Below are 23,140 nucleotides of genomic sequence, written 5' to 3' on the forward strand. Positions count from 1 at the left end.
TTATCACGGGGGACAGGAAAATGAAACTATCAAAGGTATTTATTTACAATAACGACAGGCCGGAATCTATTGAGGCTGCAGATAAGTTCAGAAAGAGCGTGGAGGCTGACGGAATTGTTGTATGCCATGACTGTAAAGATGCTGATCTTCTGGTATGCGTAGGCGGAGACGGAGCCTTCCTCCGTTTTGTTCAGAGCTGCAACTTTCCATCCCAGCCTATTATCGGAATCAACACCGGTCATCTGGGCTTTTTTCAGGAATTTACTGCTGATCGCATTGGAAGATTTGAAGAGATTATCGGAACGGACCGGTTTACAATCCAGGAGATTCGTCCCGTTTGCGCTACGGTCCATCACAATCTGGGAGTAGATCAGTTTCTGGGCCTTAATGAAGTGCTTTTCAGAGGTCCTTATTCCCACTTGACTCACTTTACCGTAAGCATTGAGGATACAGTGATTCAGGAGTTCAGTGGCGACGGTATGCTTGTGTCAACCAGTGCCGGTTCCACTGCATACAACTACTCCCTTGGAGGGGCCCTGGCTGCTCCAGAACTGGATGCTCTTCAGCTCACCCCTATTGCCCCTATGAATACTAACGCCTACAGATGTTTCAGATCCAGTATTGTATATCCTTCTTCTATGAAGCTGACACTTACACCAAACAACAGGACGTCAAGGGACAGCATCGAGGTAGTAAACGACGGTCTTACCAGCTCCTTCAGGAACGTAAATAAGATTGAGATCACTCAGTCTGATGTGACCATAAACATAATACGCCTGGAAACATATAACTACTGGGAGAAACTGAATTCAAAACTGCTGTAACATCTGAAATACTTTGATGAGATATTTTTTTACAATGAGCAATAAACCTAAATATACATATACAGTAACATCTGAAAATGACGGGAAACGAGTAGCTGAACTGCTCCGTTCTCAGTTTACTTTTTCACACCGCTTCAGAACCAGAATGAAATTTGACAAGCTGGTGGATCTCAACGGAACTCCTGTACCCGGCCACACCATAACCCATACAGGAGACGTGATTTCCATCCGGCTTCCGGAGGAAAAAAGCGATTTTACACCTGAGGACATTCCTGTGGACATTCTTTATGAAGACGAGGACCTCCTTCTGGTAAACAAACAGCCAGGCATTACTGTTCACCCCACTAAAGGTCATCCATGCCACACTCTGGCCAACGGTATTCAGAAGTACATGGAAGACTCTCATCAGTCATTTAAGATCCGTTTTGCCAACAGAATAGACATGGACACCACGGGAATTGTTATTGTAGCTAAGAATTCCAACGCTCAGAACGGCATTTCCACTCAGATGAGAGCACATACAGTAGGAAAAGAATATACAGCCCTGGTTTGCGGCGTAATTCCAGAAGATAAGGACCACTTCGTAATAGATCTGCCTGTTGGAAGACCTGAGGGAGACAGCATTCACAGAGCCGTCCTCCCTGATGGGAAGCCTGCTGTCACGGAAGTCTGTGTGCTGGAAAGATTCAGGGAATACACTTTAATCAGGGTTGTTCTCCATACAGGACGAACCCATCAGATAAGAGTTCACATGGCTCACATAGGCTATCCCCTTGCAGGAGATCCATTATATGGCGGAAATACGGATGTGCTTAACAGACAGGCTCTTCATTCCACAAGAATAGTATTTAAACATCCCATTAAAGGAGAACAAATAGACATATCCGCTCCCCTGCCAGAAGACATGAAAGAACTAATAGAAAAGATCCGGTGTTAAGCCGGATCTTTTTGTATAAGATTGTATTTAGTTATTGTTGTTGTCCCTATTGCTTACAGAATCTTCCTGATCATTTTCTTCTCCCTGATTCTGTTGATCTTGATCAGTGATATCATCAGATACTGTGTACGAAACATCCTGAACGTCTTGAATATCCTCTTCATCAGGAGAATCATCTTCCCCTGGATCATAAGGAGTAACTTTGTCCTGGTCCGATGTTTCTGATCTGTTCTGTCTCCTGATCTGATCTCCTCCATCGAAAGGAAAAGGAAAATCGTGAACTGATGTCTGGGCATTGGAAAAGGCGTCCCTGAATGTATCTTCTCCTCTGTACTGGAATTTTCTGAAGCCGCCGGTAATCATCAGTTCATAGAACACTGTCTGTCCCAGGTAGAGCTGACCCATTGCATATACCAGTGGAAGTCTCAGGACCAGGTAGATCAATGCACCTGCCAGAGTTGTAGTATCAATAATATTTCCATAAGCCTGAACCAGATAGGAAGGCATCATGCAGATCATAATCAGCAGAATATAAGTCATATCAAAAGAAAACAATTTCATCTTGTTCCCTATCATCAGATACCGGCTCTCTGCAAGGCAGCGGAAAACTCCCTTTGAAGGATCATCGGCAAGAATGTAGAAGGCCTGGCTGAACATGAAATAGGCAATGACTCCAGGAATAACCAGCAGCATCGTCATGGCAGAAATGATCATTACCATTACGAAATACAGTAGAAGAGCTTTCAGGTAAAACTGAAAACCATCAAATACTGATGGCAGAGACACCTTGTGATTTCTCAGGAAGTACAATGTATATAAAGCCCTTCCAAGAGTCAGTGCTCCTCCCAGCAGAACAGCATATACCAGCATCACAAAAGGAATATTCGGTATCTGGCTGGCCACATCTGCAGGCATCTCTTCAGTATATCCAAGAACATCCATGTAATTCCGCGGCATAAATACGCCTATGATTTCCGGTACCCACTGATCCAGGAAGGTGTAAAGAAAAATTCCTGCGAAGAAAAGTTTCATGTGGCCATCCAGGTGCTTCTGGGTCAGAAGCCGTATAACTCCATTTGGCTCCCTTACAATAAATTTCGTCATATTGATATTACCTCTTTGTTACTATGTTAATCTCACATCCCGGTCCGGATCACAATCCAGATCTGCAAGAAACTGATCTATGGCATTCCAGAACTGCTCCAGGATTTCCGCCGAGCAGGAATAAATATCATGACTGGCGTTCTCTATCTCCACAAGCCGGGTATTTCCAGTCATTCGCTGGAAATCAAAATGCCCTTTTCTGTCCAGCATATGATCGTCTGTTCCGCTGAGAAGAAGAACAGGGATATTAATTACAGGAAGCTTGGCCATCAGTTCCTGAGTTGCCTGGTAAGCAGCTCTGATCCAGGCGTATGTAGTCATGTGCGCTCTGTACTCCGGTTCCTCCACACGCTGCTTAAATTGATATTCGTAGCGGACAGCCGAAAATGTGGCAGGAATACACCTGATTTTGTTAGGATCAAAGCGCTTCATTCCCTGAACAGCCTCGTCCTGCCATCCCATAACTCCTGAATAGAACAGCTTGATCCTTCCCTTCCAATATGAATCTTTTGGAAAGCTCAGCTTGCACAGAGGCGAACAGAGTATGGCGCTGTCGAAATAGCCTGGATGTCTTTCGAGGAAAAGTCCGGAAGCACAGCCTCCCATGGAATGGGCGAACAATATAACCGGGCCGGAACCTTTTTCCTTCATAACCACATCATCCATAAAGGTTTTGATATCCGTAACGTATTCCAGAAAACTGCTTACGTGAATATATTCAGGATCGTGGGAAACATGGCATGATTTTCCATGGCCTCTGAACTGAAGGAAAAAGACGGAATAACCCATGTCGTAGAAATCGTAGGCCAGCTCATGATATTTGCCGAAAAATTCACTGTGACCATGAATGATGACCACCTTTCCTCTGCTTTTATCAGGCCGTGGCTGAACAGCTTTGAAATACTGAAGTTCCATTCTGTCCGGTGTTATGACCCGGCCTTCTTTAACCTCTTCACTGAGCCACCGGCTGACCTGATTGTTCATAAACGGCCCATACTCAAGATTCCCAAAAGGAACCCTCATAATCTCTCCTCCCGAAACATAACTAAAATAATAATCCCCTTTTTACAAATCTTCTGATATTCATGTACCCGTTTAAAACTGGGTACACAGGCAATAATTATAGCATTTCATGGTTTTTACGCAAGGGCAGCCTTGGTGTATAATTAACACATAGAAACCACGGAGGTGTAGCCATGAGCAAGAAATGCCTGATTATTTTATCATACGTAGACCATCCTTCAGACAGGCTGCTATACCAGCTTACAGAAGATGCTGATTACATTATATGCGCAGATGGCGGACAGATGATCGCCAGGAATTTCAATATCATTCCAGATGCTGTAATCGGTGACTTCGATTCCACCACTATTGACCAGCGGTTCGACTGCCTGTATATTACCTACCCTTCTGAGAAGGACCTTACTGACGCAGAAGCCAGCCTCAATCACGCAATTGAGATGAACTGCGATAATATTACATTTTACGGGGGCATAGGCGGCAGACTGGATCACATGCTGGGAAATATTTCTATTTTAAGCAAATTCACCGAAAGAGGAATAACTGTTCGTTTTATGGACGACAGCAACTACCTCACTATGATCACCAACGGGTCAATAAACCTGCCTAATTCCAGGCGGTATAAGTATTTTGGTGTAGTTCCCTATGACAGCGAAGCAAAGGGCGTGACCATCACCGGTGCCAAGTACGAGCTCCACAACGTAGATATGAAGCGGACAGGCACCCTTGGAATCAGCAATGAAATTACAGGATCATATGCCAGGGTTACTGTAAAAAAAGGTACTCTCCTCATTGCCAGGTCACGGGATACGGAGCCACAGAAATAAGTTGCTCACAGATTATTAAAGATATTCAATAATATCTAAAGAACCAGATATACAGAACTGAAGATCATTACAAAATGCAGCAGCCACAGAAGTTATGTACTAACTACTGATGACTGCTGCATTTTATTATACACTTAGTTAATCTATGGTCTTATTATGGACTAACCTTCTCTCAGTTCAGCTCCCACCTTGTTCTCAAGAGTTCTGATTATCTTGCTCATTCTCTTGTCGATCTCTTTTGCCTTCATAGTTCCCTTATCAGAACCGATGGTCAGGCTCAAGGTTACTGACTTCTTGCCTTCAGGAACCTGCTGTCCTCTGTACTCTTCAACGAATCTCAGACTCTTGCAGTGGTTCTTGATGGCCTCAACAATTTCAGCCCATTTTACTGACTCGTCAACAAGGATGGACAGATCCTCATCTACTTCAGGGTAGAGAGGCAGGTGTACAAACTTGTTATCTCTTGATGCAAGCGGAATAAGTGCGGTTTCATCCAGCTCAAATACAGCCATATTCGTTCTCTTGATGCCGGCAGCATTCATTGCCTGAACAGAAACAAGGCCCAGTGAACCGATAACCTGTTTTTTCAGGAGAATATTCAGATATACTTTCTCATCTGCCCAAGATGGTTTTTCCACCTGCTTAAACGAAAGCTCTTCCATATGGCAGTATCTTGAAAGGGATTCTACTGTGCCCTTTGCATCGAAGAAATCTTTCTTTCCGTCACTGCCCACAACAGCTCCGCAAAGGGTCAGCTTCTGCACTGGCAGTACTTCTTCTTCTGTGCTCTCGTGGTACTCTCCCTTATGATAAACCTGAGCCATTTCGAAAAGCCTGAACTCATCAAAATATCTGAGGTTCTTCATTACTGACTCCAGCATGCCCGGAACCAGTGACTGTCTCAGATTAACCATATCCGGAGCCGGCGGTGTTGCCAGGCGTACTGCCTGAGACTTATCTATACCGGCAGCGTCGATGTATTTCTCCTCAACCCATGGATATGTGAAAATCTCGTTATATCCGCAGCGGAATGCCAGGTGTTCCCTCAGCTTTCTGTCCAGACTTACAACAGGCTGACGAACAGCATTCTCGAAGTTTACAGGCAGAGGCTTTGCCTCGAAGCTTTCGAAGGACCAGATTCTTGCCAGGTCTCCCATTACGTCGTCCCAGATTGATACGTCTCCAGTAGATCTCCAGGTAGGAGCTGTGGCCAGGAATCCCCTGTCGTTCCACTCAACTTCGTAACCCAGTCTGGTGAGAGTGTCCTCAACTTCTTCGTTAGAGACTGTCTTTCCGAGACGTCTGTAAAGCAGATCTGTATCCACCTGAATCCGGCTCTGAACAGTGGGGGTCGGGTAATTCTCTCCGGCAGCAACCACCTTGCAGTCAGGGAAAATTTCCTTGAACAGTTTAATGGCCAGTGAAATTCCCTGATCGATTCTCTGGGTATCAATTCCCTTCTCATATCTTATGGATGCGTCTGTCTTCTGATCGAAGCGTTTGCCGGTCTTTCTGATAGTACCGGCGTCGAAGTCAGCCATCTCAAGTACGATCTTTGTGGTCTCTGGCAAAATAGAGTCTTTTCTTCCGCCTCTTATTCCGGCCAGACCCAGAGGTTCTTCCTTGTCGCAGATGATCAGATCTCCTTCTGTAAGATCCAGCTCACTTTGGTCCAGAAGGATAAGCTTCTCGCCTTCCTTTGCATTTCTCACTACGATGTGATCATCTACGTGAGTGAAATCGTATGCATGTGAAGGCTGGCCAACTGCCATCATAATGTAGTTTGTAATATCAACGATAGCGTTGATAGGTCTCATTCCGCCGTTGGTAACTGCTGTCTTCATCCATGCCGGCGCCTGTCTTGTATCAACTCCGTCGATAACCAATGCAGAGAACCTGCTGCATTTCTCAGGCTCTTCAATATCAATTCTGAAATCAGGAAGTGATGGATCCGGCTTTTCATCTGGAACAGGATTCAGTGGAACCTTGTAAATAGCAGCCAGTTCTCTGGCAATGCCGTAATGTCCCCACAGGTCTGGCCTGTTTGTAAGGGATTTGTTGTCAATATCCAGAATGGTGTCATCCATTCCAATTACTTCAGCAACGCACTGTCCCGGATAGCAATCTGCATCTCCAAGATCGACTATTATTGATTCATCATCAGTGTGATAGTAGTCATCCAGGTAAACCTCGGAAGCGCCGCAGATCATTCCGTAGGATTTAACACCTCTCATCTTTGTCTCTTTTATAGCTACAGGTTCACCTTCACCATGCCAGTAAACCACTGCTCCCGGCTTTGAGATAACTACTTTTTCCCCTGCATAAAGATTGGATCCTCCGCAGACGATCTGCTTATCCTCATCTTCGCCAATGTCCACCATGCAGACTCTCAGCTTATCTGCATCCGGGTGAGGCTCTACAGACTTGATTACACCAACAACGATGTTCTTGAACTTGTCTGCACTGTTCTCAATGCTTTCAACCTCAACAGTACGCATGGTGAGATCGTAGGCAAGCTGCTCATTAGTAAGATCTTCAGGAAGCTGGACATATTTCCTGACCCAATTAAGTGATACTTTCATATATTTCCAAACCTCCCTTTACTATTTGAACTGCTTCAGGAATCTCAGGTCAGCGCTGTGGAACAGTCTGACATCGTCAACTCCGTATCTCATCATAACCAGTCTGTCCAGACCGATATTAGTATAGAATCCTGAATATACATCTGGATCAAGACCAGCTGCCTTAAGAACATTTGGATGGATTACGCCTCCTGGCATTACCTCAATCCAGCCGTTTCCGTTACATACTCTGCAGCCCTTTCCTCCGCAAACAAGACATTCCATGTCGATTTCGTATCCCGGCTCTGTGAACGGGAAGAAACCTTCTCTCATGCGGACATTTATCTTGCGGCCGAAAACCTTTTCCAGAATAGTCTGAATCATCACCTTTCCAGAGGAAAAGCTCAGGTCTTTGTCCACAATCAGCGCTTCGTACTGGAAAAAAGCTCTTTCGTGTCTGGCATCGGTATTTTCGTTTCTGAATACTCTTCCCGGATATACGAACCTTGCAGGGGCTCCGTGCTCCATAAGGTAACGGACAGAACCACCTGTAAGATGTGGTCTCAGACAGAGTCTGTCGTTTCCGCTGAGGTTCTCTGTTCCCTCGATCCAGTATGTATCCATAGTGGCTCTGGCAGGATGGTCAGCTGCAAAATTCAGATTATCAAAAGCAAATTTCTCACTGCTAATATCATCCTCGCTAAAGACCTCAAAGCCCAGGGAGAGGAAGGCATCGTTCAGGTCATAACACATCTGTGTAATAGGATGAAGAGCTCCGCTCTGTGGTGCGTTGCCCGGAAGTGTCAGGTCGATCTCTTCCTCAAGTACAGACTGGGAAGCAACGATCTCCTCTTCTCTTTCTTTGATCTTATCGGAGAAAAACTCCTTGATTTCATTAGCCTTCATTCCCACCTGTCTCTTCATATCAGGTTCCAGAGTTTTAAGGCTCTTAAGCACTTCAGTGAGCTGTCCTTTCTTACCGGTAAGCTCCCGGCGTACCTCCTGAAGCGCATCTACACTGGCTGCCTGGCTGATCTTCTCAAGACCTTCCTGGCGAATAGTCTCTAATCTTTCCAGCATTTCTATTCTCCCTTCATGCAGTAATTTTTTGCTAAAAATGCATATTACATATTAAAAGTAACTTGTTGATTTTAACATGATGAGAGAAATTCCTCAATTGCAAAGTGTGAGAAAACAACAAAAATAACGGATTGTTTTGTAAAAAGAAACGGCAGGAAAGAGAAAACCAGCAAGGTTTTTGCATGAATCACCTGGTTCCTTCCCACTCCCACGTAACAGTATCCAGGAGGCAGAACTCCTGGGTGCCCAGGGGCTGTCTTTCCCAGTCCAGAGAGAAAACATCGCAGGACAGCAGATTGTTTTCCCGAGTGATCTTTCTCATTGGCGAATGCCCCACCACCTGTAGCATGTCCTCCCGGTACATTTCAACTGGATATCGTGTGAACGCTCTCTGAGGCCGGAGCCATAGGGGCGAATCGTCTCCCCACATGTTCTCCAGCTTCAGCCCGTTGATCTCTGCGATCACTTGATCCACGTCCTTTTCCAGGCTTTCGTCCACCCTCTTCTTCACGAATTTACGGGATATTCCTCCGTGGGAAAAGAGAACGTTGTCGATCCTGTGAACGTATGCCAGGTTTCCGTCAGGTATGGCGTTGAAGAGGTCCTTCAGCCCGTTTCCCGCAGCCTGTCTTGCAAACGGATCAGAAGACGTTCCTGAGACCCAGGTATTCCAGACGTAAGCGAGGTCGTGGTTCCCGTGGCACCACAATGTATCTTGATAACGGGTGGCAAAGTCCACGGCCGCATCAAGGGTGTCCCAGTACAGCTGGTCATCGTACTCGCATCCCCAGTCGTCCAGGAGATCCCCGAGACATATCACCCTGTCTGCCTTCTTTTCCAGAAATATCTTTTCAGCATCTCCGAACATCCACGGCTTGAGGTGCACGTCCGGAATGATCAATACCTTCATTTTACTATCTCAACTTTCTCATGTGCAGTGTCGCGGTGTTTCTGGCGAGAATCACCCGAAAAAACTCATCTGTTGATATTTTTCCGGGAATTCAGCGATATATGAAAAGCACGCCTCAGGTGTGGATAAAATCTGATTTTTATGGCATGTTTCATTAAACAGGGCCATCAGCTCTTTTCCATTCGGCGACCGCAGCTCGTACGCGTTGCCGTATTTCTTGATGTATCTCTGTTTCAGACCGGGAAAGTGTTCATCCAGAGCGGCATAAAAATACTCCCTGTCTCCCTCCCGCAGAGTGAGCCCCATGCCAAAGCAGATGATTCCTTTCACACCAGCATCTATGCATGCATCCAGGATGGATGCGACATTTTCTTCTGTATCGTTGATAAACGGTAGTATTGGAGAAAGCCAGACGACGGTGGGTATCCCCCGCGCCTTCATCTCCTGCAGCACTTCGACGCGCCTTTTTGTGTTGCATACATTTGGTTCCAGAATGCTGCAGAGCCGGTCATCATAGGTGGTCAGTGTCATCTGTACCACGCATTTTGACTCCTGATTTATGGCGTCAAGCAGATCCATATCCCGCATGATCCGGTCGGACTTCGTTATCACAGTCGCACCGAAACCGTGATGCAGAATGATCTCAAGGCATTTTCGGGTGAGCCTCAGCTTCTCTTCACAGTGCATATAGGGATCTGACATGGATCCCGTACCGATCATGCATTTTTTCCGCCTGGAACGCAGAGCTTTGTCCAGCAGCTCCGGAGCATTCTGCTTCACCTCTATGTCCTCAAAGGGATGGGTGAAGTTGTAGCACTTGCTCCTGCTGTCACAGTAAATACAACCGTGAGAGCACCCACGGTATATATTCATCCCATAAGTGTTGTTTTTCCCAGTGAGTATTCCCTTTGCGTCAACAAAATGCATTCTAAACATCTCTCAATTCATTTATCAAGTCGCTGCGGTAGTGGATCCGTTTTATAGCTGCTGTCCATCCTCTTTCAAATCTGAACATTTCACCGAAAGCAGCAATGCATCCAGTTTCTACACTATACCACAGAGTCGATGAAAACGCGGGTAAAAAAACAGCCCCTGATTTCCTGAGTATCGCCCGGAGCCATGAAAAATCAGAGGCTGCCTCTTCACCTTTGCTCCCACGTACTGCTTTCCATTCACGACCACAGGACTGGAAACTCCGTCTCCCTCCGCATCCAGAAGTCTGAATGAAACGTTGAAATTATTTTGTCGGAATCTACCTGTTTTCTTGATGCCTTCATTTATACATAACAAAAAGCACCGCCAGATATTACTCCAGCAGTGCCTCTTATTGTATTTATTCTTAAAGACAATCCATCGATGACTAGAACAGAATTCCTCCGAACTGAACGAATACTGGAGCGAATACCAGTGATACGATAGTCATCAGCTTAATGAGGATGTTGATAGATGGTCCGGATGTATCCTTAAATGGATCTCCTACAGTATCACCAACAACTGCAGCCTTATGAGTGTCAGATCCCTTTCCACCGAAAGCTCCTCCTTCGATGAACTTCTTGGCGTTATCCCATGCACCACCGGCATTTGCCATCATGATTGCAAGGAGAACACCGCAGGCAAGAGATCCTGCCAGCATTCCGCCGAGAGCTTCAACTCCCAGAAGGAATCCAATGAGAAGTGGAGCGATAATTGCCAGGAGACCTGGAGCAATCATCTCTTTAAGAGCAGCCTGTGTGGAAATGCTTACGCACTTCTTGTAATCAGGCTTGCTTGTTCCCTCAAGAATACCCTTGTCCTCATGGAACTGTCTTCTTACTTCCTGAATCATCTGGTTAGCAGCTTTACCAACTGAGCTCATTGTCATTGCAGAGAACAGGAATGGCAGCATTGCTCCGATGAACAGACCAACTATAACCATTGGATCCAGAAGGCTTACTACCTTGATCTTTGCAGCCTGCGAGAAGGAAGCGAAAAGAGCAAGTGCTGTAAGAGCAGCAGAACCAATTGCAAATCCCTTACCAATAGCTGCTGTTGTGTTACCAACTGAGTCCAGAGTATCTGTAATGTTTCTTACATTCTCAGGAAGCTCTGACATCTCAGCAATACCACCAGCATTATCTGAAACAGGACCATAAGCGTCAACAGCAACTGTCATACCAGTGTTTGAAAGCATTCCTACAGCTGCAAGAGCAATACCGTAGAGACCTGCAAAGTTGTAAGCTATGATGATTCCCAGACCAATGAATATGATAGGCCAAACTGTGGACTCCATTCCTACAGCAAGTCCGGAAATAATAGTTGTAGCAGAACCTGTCTGAGACTCCTCAGCAATTCTCTTTACATGCTTGTACTGATCTGAAGTATATCTTTCAGTAAGCTGACCGATGATGATACCAACAATCAGACCTGCAATAATAGCGTAAGCATATGTATAAGAACCCAGCATTTTTCCACTGAAGAAAAGTGAACCGGCGATTACGATAACTCCGCCTACATATGTTCCAACATTCATGGACTTAGCAGGGTTAACGTTCTCAGATCCTCTTACGCTGAGAACTCCTATTACAGAAGCTACGATTCCCAGTGCTGCAATTATCAGAGGGAAAATAGCAGCTGTCCTTGCAGTGAATGTTCCCTGAATTCCTGAAGCATCTACTGCAACTGCAGCCAGTGTAACAGCAGAGATGATAGAACCAACATAAGACTCGAACAGGTCAGAACCCATTCCTGCAACATCTCCTACGTTGTCTCCAACGTTATCAGCGATTACAGCAGGGTTTCTAGGGTCGTCCTCAGGAATGCCAGCCTCAACCTTACCAACAAGGTCAGCACCAACATCTGCAGCCTTTGTGTAGATTCCGCCGCCTACACGTCCGAACAGAGCCATTGAAGAAGCACCAAGACCAAAGCTGGTGATGCACTGCTGAATAGTTGCCATGTCCAGAACTACGAACACAACGCCCAGTCCGAAAAGACCAAGTCCGGCAACGCAGAGTCCCATTACAGCTCCGCTTCTGAAGGCAACCTTCAGAGCCCTTGGCATACCGTGATTCATAGCTGCGCTGGCTGTTCTTACGTTACCCTTTGTAGCGACATTCATTCCAAAGAATCCTGCCAGAACAGAAAGAAGCGCACCGAACACATAGAGAACACCGGAAGTCCAGTTGATGGCCAGACCGATAATCAGGAAAAGTGCAGCGATAACAATAGCCATCACCTTGTACTCACTTGTCAGGAAAGCAAAGGCACCCTCTCTGATAAATCCGGAAATCTCCTGCATTCTCTCATTGCCTGCATCAGACTTGCTTACGTAAGAAGCAAGGCAAAATGCAACAAGCAATCCCAGAATTGCAATTACAGGGATAATCCAAGTTTGCATTGTTTACAAACCTCCTTAATTAAATTCTTTCCAAAAAAATAATATAAAAAATATAAAGGTCTCGGCGCACCCCGAAGCACTGCACGATCCCTTCACAAAACAACAGTATCTCCTGAGAGATACTGGAGTAAACTTAATTGAAAATTGTAACTATTACCAGGGTAAGAATAATGTATGCAATTGAGCTTACAGTAGTTACTTTGGAGAGCATTGCGTCATATGTATTGCTCTTCTTCCTGCCAAAAAGCTGCTCTGCACCTCCTGCAATAGCTCCGGAAAGACCGTCACTTTTACTGGACTGAAGCAGAATGCTGACTATCATGAAAATGCTGGCAAACAGCAGAATCACCATTAAAACCGTATGCATCAAAAACCTCCTGAAAAAAAATATTGGACGCCAGGTCCAATATGAGTCTCTTTTAGCGTCCTGAAATTCTAACACACACATTATATTGTGTCAACAGTACAGATTGTAGAAACCCATACGTTTCAAGGTCTGGCGTTGTTTTTGATAATAAACGGGAACGGTTTATTTGTGGTTATATAACAATAAATTATGATTTTCTTATTGACTATTTACAATATATCAACTAGCATTAATTAAAGCACGGAATTATTTAAAAAAGTACAATTTTAAGTGCAAGGAGACTACCTAACATGTACAGCAGTAAAGATATTAACAATATTTGTCAGCAGCTCTGCTCCTTCTCAGCCATGAGGTCTCTGCTGGAGGATCCTGTTTACTCAACATTGATCAGCCTTCTCAAGTCCATTCAACATGACTCAGGAGAGACTACAGAATCAAAGATCAGTAAATACGGAGCCTTTTGTCAGGAACTTTATTTTAAGGGCGGAAATCTCAGCACCTTTATCAGGGACAGCATTCTCCACGGAAATGATGCAATTATCCAGCTCCGTCTCAGGAAAATGTCTCCTTCACCTGCTTTAGTAAAGACCCTTTACAGAGAGCTGGACACCTTGCAGAAAGTCAGCGCTATTACAGATAAGGACATTGCTCAGTGCATCGATACAGATATCCAGCTTCCGGACTTTGACACAACACCTGTAGATATTTCCGGAACCTACAGCCAGCTGCTGAACAACCTTTTTACAAGAGGCTTTGGCAAATTTGCCCAGTATTCCATGTTTAAAGAAAAGAATGGAGTGCTTGTTCCCGTAAAAGAACCGGAATTTCAGCCTTTGGAAAGCTTATACGGATATGACCTTGAACGGAGAAAGGTGTTGAAAAATACAGAAGCTCTTGCTGCCGGCCGCGATGCATGTAATGTTCTGCTCTACGGAGACGCTGGAACAGGAAAATCATCAACTGTAAAAGCCTGCGCCGCCGCCTACTTTGACAAAGGCGTCAGGCTCATTGAAATAAGCAAAAGCAGAGTCTCTCAGATTCCCGATATCGTTGAGGCTCTTCAATATAACCCTTTGAAATTTATTTTCTTTATTGATGACCTTACCTTCGATTCCAATGATGACGACTACAATGCGTTGAAAGGCATTCTTGAAGGAAATGTTTCCGGCCGCAGCAACAACATGGTGCTTTATGCCACCAGCAACAGAAGACATCTTGTAAAAGAAACTTCGGAAGAGCGTATGGGAACGGATCTCCATCTGAATGATACTCTGCAGGAGACCATGAGCTTGTCAGCCAGATTCGGGCTTACCATTACCTTCCAGAAGCCTGAAAAAGATCTTTACCTGGAGATTGTAAAACAGCTGGCCGACGAAAGAGGCCTTGCCTACGACAGCGAAGAAGAGCTTTTCAGAAAAGCCGAGGCCTTTGCCATCAGAGCTAACGGGAGATCGCCGAGAACTGCAAAACAGTTCATCATTCTCTCCTCCATCGGCATCTGATTTTCCGCAAATTTGTCATCTATACAATAAGAATTATAAAAAATCCGGGAATGTCATTTACTGAACATCACCGGACTTTTTAATTGAATATCATTTTTGTCAGGAATAGCAGAGGCAATAAGAAGGATCTCTTTCCACTACATCATTACTCCCGTTTCATTAGCATCATATCCTTTTGCCTTAAGGTCAGAGATAATCTTTCTCTTATGATCCGTACCAAAGGCTTCGATAGTCAGCTTAAGCTCTACCTTGTGGTTCCTGTCGATGCTTACGAACTGGTTATGTTCCAGTCTGACTACATTGCCCTGGGAATCAGCAACACTTTTTGCAACTTTTACAAGTTCACCAGGCTTATCCGGAAGCATAACGGAAACTGTGAAAATTCTGTCTCTCATTATGAGGCCGTGCTGCACTACATTGGACATGGTAATGATATCAATGTTTCCTCCGCTGAGAACTGAAACGACCTTTTGATCCTTAAATTTCAGATGCTTCAGAGCTGCTATTGTAAGAAGGCCGGAATTCTCCACTACCATCTTATGGTTTTCCACCATGTCCAGGAAGGCAACCACAAGCTCATCATCTTCTACGGTGATTATCTCATCAATGTTTTTCTGCAGGTAAGGAAAAACATTTTTGCCCGGAGTTTTTACTGCTGTACCGTCGGCAATTGTATGAACTTCTTTCATTGTCACTACTTTGCCGGCTTCCATGGACTTTTGCAGTGAGTTTGCTCCTGCAGGTTCTACAGCTATTATCTTGATATTCGGTTTAAGCTGCTTTGCCAGTACAGAAATTCCTGTAGCAAGTCCGCCACCGCCAACAGGAACCAGAATAGCATCAACAAGAGGAAGATCTTTGATGATCTCCATTGCAATAGTTCCCTGGCCTGTGGCTACAACCGGGTCATCAAATGGATGGATGAAGGTCATACCCTTTTCTTCTGCGTATTTAATGGCAAAATCAGCAGCCTCATCGTACACATCGCCTTTGAGGATTACTTTTGCACCATAGCTCTCAGTTCTGTTGACTTTGATTAAGGGGGTGGTGGTCGGCATTACGATTGTTGCAGGAACACCGTAGGCCTTTGCAGCATATGCTACTCCCTGAGCATGATTTCCTGCAGAAGCTGCTACCAGACCTTTGCTCCGGTCCTCATCAGAAAGGGTGCTGATTTTGTAATATGCTCCACGTATCTTATAGGCACCTGTCAGCTGCATGTTTTCCGGTTTGATATAAACCTTGTTTCCACACTGTTCGGAAAAATAGTCACTGTACACAAGATGTGTAGGTCTGGTGACTTTCTGTACTATTTCGGTTGCTTTCTCGAAGTCTTTTAATTCTAACATTTCTTATTCCATCCTGATTTACTGCTGTGAATGAATAACTGCCATGATTATTCCAGAACCGCTCCCTTAGAAGCTGAAGATGCCATCCTTGAATATCTGCTGAGCCAGCCTTCCTTGATCTTAGGCTCCATAGGTTTCCAGCCTTTTCTTCTTTCTTCCAGCTCCTGATCGCTGATCCTTACGTTTATTGAAGCTCCCGGAATATCTATATCAATAATATCTCCCTCGTTGATCAAGGCGATGGCACCGCCGCTGGCCGCCTCTGGAGAAACGTGACCTATAGAAGCACCTCTGCTGGCACCGCTGAATCTTCCGTCTGTAATCAGTGCAACGTCTTTGTCCAGCTTCATTCCGGCCAGTGCGCTGGTAGGATTGAGCATTTCTCTCATTCCCGGGCCGCCCTTAGGTCCTTCATATCTGATGACAACAACATCACCTTTTACGATCCTGCCGTTATAAATAGCATCTATGGCTTCATCTTCACTGTTGAAGACCCTTGCCGGACCTGAGTGCACCAGCATTTCAGGAGCTACTGCACTTCTTTTTACCACGCAGCCTTCTTCAGCAATATTACCCCAGAGAACCATGAGACCACCTGTCTTGCTGTAAGGTTCCTCAACGCTTTTGATGGCAGTTCTGTCTGTAGGAATTTTACCTTCGATATTTTCAGCTACTGTATGGCCGTTAACGTTCATCTGTGTAGTGTCCAGGAGGCCCAGTTTGTTAAGTTCTGCCATTACTGCAGGAATTCCTCCTGCCATGTCCAGGTCGTGCATGTGAGTGTCTCCGGCAGGAGCCAGGTGGCACAGGTTTGGTGTAACTGCACTTACTTCATTGAACATTTTAAGATCAACAGGAACTTTTGCCTCGTGAGCGATAGCCAGGAGATGAAGAACGGTGTTAGTTGAACAGCCAAGGGCCATATCACAGGTAAGAGCATTTCTTACGGTCTTCTCGTTAATGATGTCTCTTGGCTTAATATTTTTTTCCACCATATCCATTACTGCCATACCTGCATGTTTAGCAAGCATGATTCTTCTTCCCTGGACAGCCGGAATAGTGCCGTTTCCAGGAAGGGCTATTCCAATGGCTTCGGATAGACAGTTCATCGAGTTTGCCGTATACATTCCTGAACAGGATCCGCACCCGGGGCAGGTATTTTCCTCATAAATGCGAAGCTGCTCATCATCGATGAACCCGGCCTTTCTGGCCCCTACTGCTTCAAACATCTTTGACAGAGAAACTTCTTCACCGAAGACCTTGCCGCTCATCATAGGTCCGCCGGAACAGAGGACTGTAGGAATGTTCACCCTGCATGCGCCCATGAGCATTCCCGGAACTACCTTGTCACAATTAGGAACAAGGACCAGCCCGTCGAAGGCATGGGCAATGGCCATGGATTCAAGGCTGTCTGCTATAAGCTCACGGCTTGGAAGAGAATATTTCATTCCCGTGTGGCCCATGGCAATACCGTCGCACACACCGATTGCCGGAACCATAATCGGTGTTCCTCCTGCCATGCGCACACCAGCTTTTACAGCTTCGGTGATCTTATCCAGATGTATGTGGCCTGGTACTATTTCCGAATGAGCTGAAACCACACCTATCAGGGGCCTCTCCAGTTCTTCTTTTGTATATCCCATGGCGTAAAAAAGACTTCTGTTAGGAGCTCTTTCTACGCCCTTTGTTACATTATCGCTTATCTTTGCCATATATTCACCTCGTAAATAATTGTCTCATCAGTCCGCTAATACCGCAAAAGGCCAGAACTGTTTTCACAGTCCTGACCGTCTTTTACAAAAGGAAAAATCTTAGTTTACTTCCTTCTCGTCGTTGAGCCAGCTCATCATGCTTCTCAGCTCCTTTCCTACCTCAGTTGTAGGATGAGCTGCCTGCTGAGCTCTCATTGCCAGGAACTTGGCCTTTCCGCCTGCGTTGAACTCCTGGATGAAGTCGCTGGCAAATGTGCCGTCCTGGATATCGGACAGAACCTTCTTCATACCCTCTCTGCTTTCCTTGGTAATAATCTTAGGTCCTGTAATGTAATCACCATACTCTGCTGTGTTGGAAATGGAGTATCTCATCATGTCGAATCCCTTTGTATAAATCAGGTCGATGATCATCTTCATCTCGTGAATGCACTCGAAGTATGCCATCTCAGGAGCGTAGCCAGCCTCTGTAAGTGTTTCGAAGCCTGCCTTCATCAGCTCGCAGACACCGCCGCACAGAACTGCCTGCTCGCCGAACAGGTCTGTCTCTGTCTCTTCTTTAAATGTGGTCTCCAGGATTCCTGCTCTCCCTGCACCGATTCCTGAAGCATAAGCAAGGCCATAATCCTTTGCTTTTCCAGAAGCATCCTGATATACAGCTACTAGTGAAGGAACACCCTGTCCCTTTGTATACATGTCTCTTACGATGTGGCCAGGTCCCTTAGGAGCAACCATTACAACGTCTACATCAGCTGGTGGAACGATCTGCTTAAAGTGAATGTTGAATCCGTGAGCAAACATCAGAACGTTTCCTGCATGGAGATGAGGTGCAATCTGATCTTTGTATATCTGTGCCTGAAGTTCATCTGGAGTAAGGATCATAACCAGATCACCGGCCTCAGCTGCCTCCTCAATGCCCATAACCTTCAGTCCTGCCTTCTCAGCATTTGCAACGTGTCTTGATCCTGGTCTCAGACCTACAACTACATTTACTCCGCTTTCATGAAGGTTCATTGCATGAGCATGTCCCTGGCTTCCAAAGCCGATGACAGCAACTGTCTTTCCATCAAGCATTCCCATGTTGCAGTCCTGATCGTAATACTTATTAATCATCTCTGTCTCCTTCTCCGATGTTCTCGGCAACTTCTATAGCTGTAATACCTGTGCGGCAGACCTCCTGAATGTTGTAATCTGCCATTACATCAATAAAACCATTTATTTTATTAGGCGTTCCCGTAAGTTCAACTATCAGGCTGTCCCTGGATAGGTCAACGATTCTGCCCCTATAAATGTCAACGATATTCTTTATAGCCTGCCGGTCTTCAGGCCGGGCCTGTACCTTCATGAGAAGCATATCTCTGTAAAGCCCGTTTTCTCTCGTAAGTACGGTAACCGATTTTACCACTTCCAGCTTCTCAGTCTGAGTGATTATCTGCTGCATGGATGTGGCTCTTGCATCGAATACGATAGTAATCCTTGATATTGTCGGGTCGTTAGTAGCTGATACAGTAAGAGAATCAATGTTGAATCCTCTCTGTCCGAACATTCCCACAACTCTGGCAAGAACATTCGCCTTGTTCAACACCAGGACGCTGACAATATTCTTTGTTAATGGTTTGTACATCCTGTGTCTCCTTAGTTTATGATCATATCATCTACGGTCTTTCCTCCCGGAATCATCGGGAGAACTCTTTCCTCCGGCGAAATCAGGCATTCTATCCATACCGGAACATCGCTGTTCTGCGCTTCCTTGAAAGCTGCATCGAACTCCTCCGGTGTGGAACATCTGTATCCTTTTGCCCCAAAACCTTCTGCCACCTTCAGATAATCAATTCCGTTGTCATTAATAGTAGTGGAATATCTCTTGTCATAGAAGATAGTCTGCCACTGATAAACCATTCCCAGAACATTGTTGTTTAGAAGAACAGTTACTATTGGAAGCTTCTCTCTGATTGCGGTGATGACCTCGTTCAGATCCATATTGAAAGAACCGTCGCCTGTGATCATTACCACCTGTTCCTCAGGTTTCCCGATTTTTGCTCCAATTGCAGCACCATATCCGAAGCCCATGGTACCAAGACCGCCACTTGTAATGAAGTGGTTTGCACTTCTGTGATTAATGTACTGAGCAGCCCACATCTGATGCTGGCCTACGTCTGTAACGTAATATGTATCTGAATCAGTGTAATCGCTGATGATCTTCATGATTTCTGAAGGATGGAGGCTGGCATCTGGATCCTCAGGATACCTGTGCTTAGTCTCCCAGTTCAGAACCCGCTCGTGCCACTCTGTGTGCTTAGCTCCGTCCACCAGTGGAGTAACCTTTTCCAGGAAAGACTTGTCATCTCCCACAACAGCCATATCCACCTGAACGTTCTTATCAACTTCTGATTTATCTACATCTACTTGTAAAATTCTTGCTCGTCTTGCGAATTTCTGCGGGTTGAGAGCTACTCTGTCGCTGAACCTGGCTCCCAGGGCAATTACCAGGTCTGCATGATCCACAGCTCTGTTGGCAGCTATAGATCCATGCATTCCTACCATTCCCAGGCAGAGAGGATCATCGCTTGGAAGGACGCCGCAGGCCATCAGTGTATGGACTACTGGGATGTCCGCCTTCCTGCACAGCTCTCTCAGGAGCTCTTCTGCTCCTGATGCAATTACTCCGCCTCCTGCGTAAACAACAGGTCTTTCGGCATCATTGATCATCTTAGCTGCCTTGCGGGCATCTTCTTCGCTGATAACAGGCTTTTCCTTGAGAGGAAGTGGTTCCTGATGCTGATATTCTGTAGAAGCAGCTGTTACATCCTTTGTGATATCCACCAGGACAGGACCTCTTCTTCCACTCTGTGCAATCTGGAAAGCTTTTCTCAGACAATCAGCCAGATCCTCAATCCTGTTAACGAAGAAATTATGCTTCGTTATTGGCATTGTGACGTTGGTAATGCTTATTTCCTGGAAGGAATCTTTGCCAATCAAGGAATCCGGTACATTGGATGTAATTGCCACCACCGGGATGCTGTCCATATAAGAAGTAGCCAGTCCTGTTACAAGGTTAGTAGCACCTGGTCCGCTGGTCGACATCATTACTCCGGTCTTCCCTGTAGCTCTTGCATATCCGTCAGCCGCATAAGATGCACCCTGCTCGTCTGCGGTTCTCACATGCCTTATACGATCACTGTACTTGTACAGTTCATCATATATATTGAGAGCTGTTCCTCCGGGATATCCGAAAACGACGTCTACTCCATGTTCCAGCAGTACCTCAGCAACTATCTGAGATCCTGTTAATTTCATAAATCCTATCCTCCAAATTAATCTAATGGAACGCAATTCAACAAAAAACGATGTGTTGATGTAATTATATTGAACCATATTAAAATGTCAACATAAATTTGTGTATTTCACCAAATACTTTAAAATATTTTTTGTAAATATACAGTTTTAGTGTTGACAACCTATTTTTTTTAGGATAGATTATACAAAACGTTAAGGAAATACCTTTATTCCTTTTCTGTTATATAAATTTAATACAAGGGCGATGACGGGAATAAATCGATCAAGGGATCTTACAGAGAGCATCCGGCTGGTGGAAGGATGCAGATCCGGTTCGGTGTCTCACCCCTGAGCCAGCATTCGTCGAGAGGAAAGGTTTTCTTTCTCAGAGACCTTTCAAGAAGAGTGGTACCGCGGATATGTACGTCAATGACACAGCAGAATGTCATTTGAATATTTCGTCTCTTCAAGCCCCGGAATCCGGGCTGAAGAGACTTTTTTTGTCTCTATAGCCTGAAGCCAGGATATTTCCGGATAGTCAGTATCATTTTCACACTATTAGAAGAAAGTAATCAACGTATCATGGGAGGTAAAGAAAATGGAGAATTACAAGAAGTACAGACCGGGATACTTTCAGCCACCAGTCAACGAGTACAAATGGGTAAAAAAAGATCATATTGAAAAGGCACCTATGTGGTGCAGCGTAGATCTTAGAGATGGAAATCAGGCCCTTGTGGTTCCAATGTCACTGGAAGAAAAACTGGCCTTCTTCAAGGTTCTGGTAGACATAGGATTTAAGGATATAGAAGTAGGTTTCCCTGCAGCTTCCGAAACAGAATTTGAATTTCTGAGAACACTTATAGAAAAAGACCTTATTCCTGATGACGTTCGGGTTCAGGTTCTCACCCAGTCCAGAAAGCACATAATAGATAAGACTTTCGAATCATTAAAAGGAGCTAAGAAGGCCATCGTTCATCTCTACAATTCAACTTCTGTAGCACAGAGAGAGCAGGTATTCCGTAAATCAAAGGAAGAAATAAAGAAGATTGCCACTGACGGCGCAACACTCATGAATGAGTATAAGGAAAAGTATCCTGAAACTGAGTTTACTTTTGAGTATTCACCAGAAAGCTTTACAGGAACAGAACCTGAATACGCTGCAGAGGTATGCAATGCCGTAATCGATATCTGGCAGCCTGATCCAGATCATCCGTGCATCATAAACCTTCCTGCTACAGTAGAAATGTCACTTCCTCACGTATTTGCAAATCAGGTGGAATACATGGATGGAGCTCTTCACAGAAGAGATAGCGTTCAGATCTCCCTTCATCCACACAACGACAGAGGAACCGGCGTTGCCGACGCAGAGCTGGGATTGCTGGCAGGTGCTGACAGAATAGAAGGAACACTTTTCGGCAACGGTGAAAGAACAGGAAATGCGGACATCATTACTATTGCAATGAATATGTTCACTCACGGAGTTGATCCTGAACTGGACTTCTCCGACATGAGCTCCATAGTTGAAGCTTATGAAAAGTTTACCCGCATGACTGTAGGCCCTCGTCAGCCATATTCTGGAGAACTGGTATTCGCAGCCTTCTCCGGATCTCACCAGGACGCTATAGCCAAGGGAATGAAGTACCGGGAGGAAAAAGGAGAATACAGATGGACCTGTCCTTACCTTCCAATTGATCCTCATGACGTGGGAAGAAAGTACGACGGAGACGTTATCAGAATCAACAGCCAGTCTGGAAAAGGCGGCGTAGCATATATACTTGAACAGAACTACGGCTTCATAATTCCTAAGGACATGAGATCCGAACTTGGATATATGATGAAGGACATATCAGACAAGAGTCACGAAGAACTTTCACCTGAGGAAGTTTTCAAGGCCTTTTCTGAAGAATATATTAACGACTTCTCCCCTATGGATATTACCGATGCAACCTTCAGCCACTTCTCTTCTACTAAGGAAGAAAACACCTATGGTGTAAAGATGCGTGTTGTTATTAACGACAAAGTATATAATATTTCCGGAGAAGGAAACGGACGCCTGGATGCAGTAAGAAATGCACTGAACGCCACTGATTATAAATTCAAGTACGACTTCATAACCTACCAGGAAAACGCTATCAGCGCCGATTCCAATTCAAAAGCTGCTGCATATGTATGCATCCGCGGCACTGACGGCAAGAATTACTGGGGCGTAGGCACACAGGCAGACATTATCCTGGCTTCTGTAAACGCTCTGGTAAGCGCCATAAACAGAATGAACAGAACTATTAAATTCATGTAACT

18 protein-coding genes are annotated in these 23,140 nt (G+C 45.1%); 5 read left to right on the forward strand and 13 right to left on the reverse strand.

Annotation, left to right across the window (positions count from 1 at the left end):
• Window positions 1-20: 20 nt before the first annotated feature.
• Both FYJ66_RS05935 and FYJ66_RS05940 read left to right on the forward strand, forming a co-directional pair.
• Window positions 21-824, forward strand: a complete 804-nt coding sequence (locus FYJ66_RS05935; RefSeq protein WP_154572592.1) for an NAD(+)/NADH kinase — start codon at window positions 21-23, stop codon at window positions 822-824.
• A 34-nt stretch (window positions 825-858) separates the two neighbouring features.
• The gene (locus FYJ66_RS05940; protein ID WP_154572593.1) at window positions 859-1,761 is read left to right on the forward strand and encodes an RluA family pseudouridine synthase; all 903 of its coding nucleotides are present in this window, start codon (window positions 859-861) and stop codon (window positions 1,759-1,761) included.
• Window positions 1,762-1,788: 27 nt separating this feature from the next.
• Here FYJ66_RS05940 and FYJ66_RS05945 read toward each other — a convergent pair whose 3' ends face one another.
• Both FYJ66_RS05945 and FYJ66_RS05950 read right to left on the reverse strand, forming a co-directional pair.
• Window positions 1,789-2,865, reverse strand: coding sequence for a DUF975 family protein (locus tag FYJ66_RS05945; RefSeq protein ID WP_154572594.1), 1,077 nt, complete (start codon window positions 2,863-2,865; stop codon window positions 1,789-1,791).
• 21 nt (window positions 2,866-2,886) lie between these two features.
• Window positions 2,887-3,888 (reverse strand): alpha/beta fold hydrolase, encoded by a 1,002-nt coding sequence (locus FYJ66_RS05950; RefSeq protein ID WP_154572595.1) that lies wholly within the window; start codon window positions 3,886-3,888, stop codon window positions 2,887-2,889.
• 173 nt (window positions 3,889-4,061) lie between these two features.
• Between FYJ66_RS05950 and FYJ66_RS05955 the strand changes: the two genes are divergently transcribed.
• Window positions 4,062-4,712: a thiamine diphosphokinase gene (locus FYJ66_RS05955; protein ID WP_154572596.1), complete on the forward strand. Its 651-nt coding sequence runs from the start codon at window positions 4,062-4,064 to the stop codon at window positions 4,710-4,712.
• Window positions 4,713-4,873: 161 nt separating this feature from the next.
• Here FYJ66_RS05955 and pheT read toward each other — a convergent pair whose 3' ends face one another.
• The 6 genes from pheT to secG form a co-directional block, all read right to left on the reverse strand.
• Entirely contained in the window at window positions 4,874-7,294 is a 2,421-nt protein-coding gene (gene pheT, locus FYJ66_RS05960; RefSeq protein WP_154572597.1) for a phenylalanine--tRNA ligase subunit beta, read from the reverse strand.
• Window positions 7,295-7,315: 21 nt separating this feature from the next.
• On the reverse strand, window positions 7,316-8,353 hold the full coding sequence (locus tag FYJ66_RS05965; RefSeq protein ID WP_154572598.1) for a phenylalanine--tRNA ligase subunit alpha: 1,038 nt from the start codon (window positions 8,351-8,353) through the stop codon (window positions 7,316-7,318).
• A 187-nt stretch (window positions 8,354-8,540) separates the two neighbouring features.
• The gene (locus tag FYJ66_RS05970; protein WP_154572599.1) at window positions 8,541-9,263 is read right to left on the reverse strand and encodes a metallophosphoesterase; all 723 of its coding nucleotides are present in this window, start codon (window positions 9,261-9,263) and stop codon (window positions 8,541-8,543) included.
• A 51-nt stretch (window positions 9,264-9,314) separates the two neighbouring features.
• On the reverse strand, window positions 9,315-10,190 hold the full coding sequence (locus FYJ66_RS05975; RefSeq protein WP_154572600.1) for an SPL family radical SAM protein: 876 nt from the start codon (window positions 10,188-10,190) through the stop codon (window positions 9,315-9,317).
• Window positions 10,191-10,623: 433 nt separating this feature from the next.
• The gene (locus FYJ66_RS05980; protein WP_154572601.1) at window positions 10,624-12,639 is read right to left on the reverse strand and encodes a sodium-translocating pyrophosphatase; all 2,016 of its coding nucleotides are present in this window, start codon (window positions 12,637-12,639) and stop codon (window positions 10,624-10,626) included.
• A 133-nt stretch (window positions 12,640-12,772) separates the two neighbouring features.
• Window positions 12,773-13,006: a preprotein translocase subunit SecG gene (gene secG, locus FYJ66_RS05985; protein WP_154572602.1), complete on the reverse strand. Its 234-nt coding sequence runs from the start codon at window positions 13,004-13,006 to the stop codon at window positions 12,773-12,775.
• Between the two features lie 290 nt (window positions 13,007-13,296).
• Between secG and FYJ66_RS05990 the strand changes: the two genes are divergently transcribed.
• Window positions 13,297-14,508 carry an ATP-binding protein gene (locus FYJ66_RS05990; protein ID WP_154572603.1) on the forward strand — a complete coding sequence of 404 codons (1,212 nt, stop codon included), beginning with the start codon at window positions 13,297-13,299 and terminating at the stop codon, window positions 14,506-14,508.
• Between the two features lie 137 nt (window positions 14,509-14,645).
• On the opposite strand, the gene ilvA is transcribed toward FYJ66_RS05990, so the two are convergent.
• The 5 genes from ilvA to ilvB form a co-directional block, all read right to left on the reverse strand.
• Entirely contained in the window at window positions 14,646-15,857 is a 1,212-nt protein-coding gene (gene ilvA, locus FYJ66_RS05995; protein ID WP_154572604.1) for a threonine ammonia-lyase, read from the reverse strand.
• 47 nt (window positions 15,858-15,904) lie between these two features.
• Window positions 15,905-17,569 carry a dihydroxy-acid dehydratase gene (gene ilvD / locus FYJ66_RS06000; RefSeq protein WP_154572605.1) on the reverse strand — a complete coding sequence of 555 codons (1,665 nt, stop codon included), beginning with the start codon at window positions 17,567-17,569 and terminating at the stop codon, window positions 15,905-15,907.
• A gap of 99 nt (window positions 17,570-17,668) precedes the next feature.
• A complete protein-coding gene (gene ilvC / locus FYJ66_RS06005; protein ID WP_154572606.1) occupies window positions 17,669-18,679 on the reverse strand; it encodes a ketol-acid reductoisomerase in 1,011 nt (336 codons plus the stop codon).
• Window positions 18,672-19,190, reverse strand: a complete 519-nt coding sequence (gene ilvN, locus FYJ66_RS06010; RefSeq protein WP_154572607.1) for an acetolactate synthase small subunit — start codon at window positions 19,188-19,190, stop codon at window positions 18,672-18,674. The genes ilvC and ilvN overlap by 8 nt, the downstream gene beginning before the upstream one ends.
• Window positions 19,191-19,201: 11 nt before the next feature.
• Entirely contained in the window at window positions 19,202-20,863 is a 1,662-nt protein-coding gene (gene ilvB, locus FYJ66_RS06015) for a biosynthetic-type acetolactate synthase large subunit (RefSeq protein ID WP_154572608.1), read from the reverse strand.
• Window positions 20,864-21,440: 577 nt separating this feature from the next.
• On the opposite strand from ilvB, the gene FYJ66_RS06020 reads away from it, so the two are divergent.
• On the forward strand, window positions 21,441-23,138 hold the full coding sequence (locus tag FYJ66_RS06020) for a 2-isopropylmalate synthase (protein ID WP_154572609.1): 1,698 nt from the start codon (window positions 21,441-21,443) through the stop codon (window positions 23,136-23,138).
• The last annotated feature ends 2 nt before the right edge of the window (window positions 23,139-23,140 follow it).

The sequence above is a fragment of the Allobaileyella intestinalis genome (genome assembly GCF_009695865.1).
GTDB classification, from domain to species: domain Bacteria; phylum Bacillota; class Clostridia; order Peptostreptococcales; family Anaerovoracaceae; genus Allobaileyella; species Allobaileyella intestinalis.

What these genes read in the sequence shown, in the direction of transcription:
- ilvC (WP_154572606.1), bottom strand. Translation starts at nt 18,679, where the DNA reads ATGATTAATAAGTATTACGATCAGGACTGCAACATGGGAATGCTTGAT.
- secG (WP_154572602.1), bottom strand. Translation starts at nt 13,006, where the DNA reads ATGCATACGGTTTTAATGGTGATTCTGCTGTTTGCCAGCATTTTCATG.
- FYJ66_RS05950 (WP_154572595.1), bottom strand. Translation starts at nt 3,888, where the DNA reads ATGAGGGTTCCTTTTGGGAATCTTGAGTATGGGCCGTTTATGAACAAT.
- FYJ66_RS05965 (WP_154572598.1), bottom strand. Translation starts at nt 8,353, where the DNA reads ATGCTGGAAAGATTAGAGACTATTCGCCAGGAAGGTCTTGAGAAGATC.
- FYJ66_RS05955 (WP_154572596.1), top strand. Translation starts at nt 4,062, where the DNA reads ATGAGCAAGAAATGCCTGATTATTTTATCATACGTAGACCATCCTTCA.
- FYJ66_RS05940 (WP_154572593.1), top strand. Translation starts at nt 859, where the DNA reads ATGAGCAATAAACCTAAATATACATATACAGTAACATCTGAAAATGAC.
- FYJ66_RS05990 (WP_154572603.1), top strand. Translation starts at nt 13,297, where the DNA reads ATGTACAGCAGTAAAGATATTAACAATATTTGTCAGCAGCTCTGCTCC.
- ilvB (WP_154572608.1), bottom strand. Translation starts at nt 20,863, where the DNA reads ATGAAATTAACAGGATCTCAGATAGTTGCTGAGGTACTGCTGGAACAT.
- FYJ66_RS05970 (WP_154572599.1), bottom strand. Translation starts at nt 9,263, where the DNA reads ATGAAGGTATTGATCATTCCGGACGTGCACCTCAAGCCGTGGATGTTC.
- pheT (WP_154572597.1), bottom strand. Translation starts at nt 7,294, where the DNA reads ATGAAAGTATCACTTAATTGGGTCAGGAAATATGTCCAGCTTCCTGAA.
- FYJ66_RS05945 (WP_154572594.1), bottom strand. Translation starts at nt 2,865, where the DNA reads ATGACGAAATTTATTGTAAGGGAGCCAAATGGAGTTATACGGCTTCTG.
- FYJ66_RS05980 (WP_154572601.1), bottom strand. Translation starts at nt 12,639, where the DNA reads ATGCAAACTTGGATTATCCCTGTAATTGCAATTCTGGGATTGCTTGTT.
- FYJ66_RS05975 (WP_154572600.1), bottom strand. Translation starts at nt 10,190, where the DNA reads ATGCATTTTGTTGACGCAAAGGGAATACTCACTGGGAAAAACAACACT.
- ilvN (WP_154572607.1), bottom strand. Translation starts at nt 19,190, where the DNA reads ATGTACAAACCATTAACAAAGAATATTGTCAGCGTCCTGGTGTTGAAC.
- ilvD (WP_154572605.1), bottom strand. Translation starts at nt 17,569, where the DNA reads ATGGCAAAGATAAGCGATAATGTAACAAAGGGCGTAGAAAGAGCTCCT.
- FYJ66_RS05935 (WP_154572592.1), top strand. Translation starts at nt 21, where the DNA reads ATGAAACTATCAAAGGTATTTATTTACAATAACGACAGGCCGGAATCT.
- ilvA (WP_154572604.1), bottom strand. Translation starts at nt 15,857, where the DNA reads ATGTTAGAATTAAAAGACTTCGAGAAAGCAACCGAAATAGTACAGAAA.
- FYJ66_RS06020 (WP_154572609.1), top strand. Translation starts at nt 21,441, where the DNA reads ATGGAGAATTACAAGAAGTACAGACCGGGATACTTTCAGCCACCAGTC.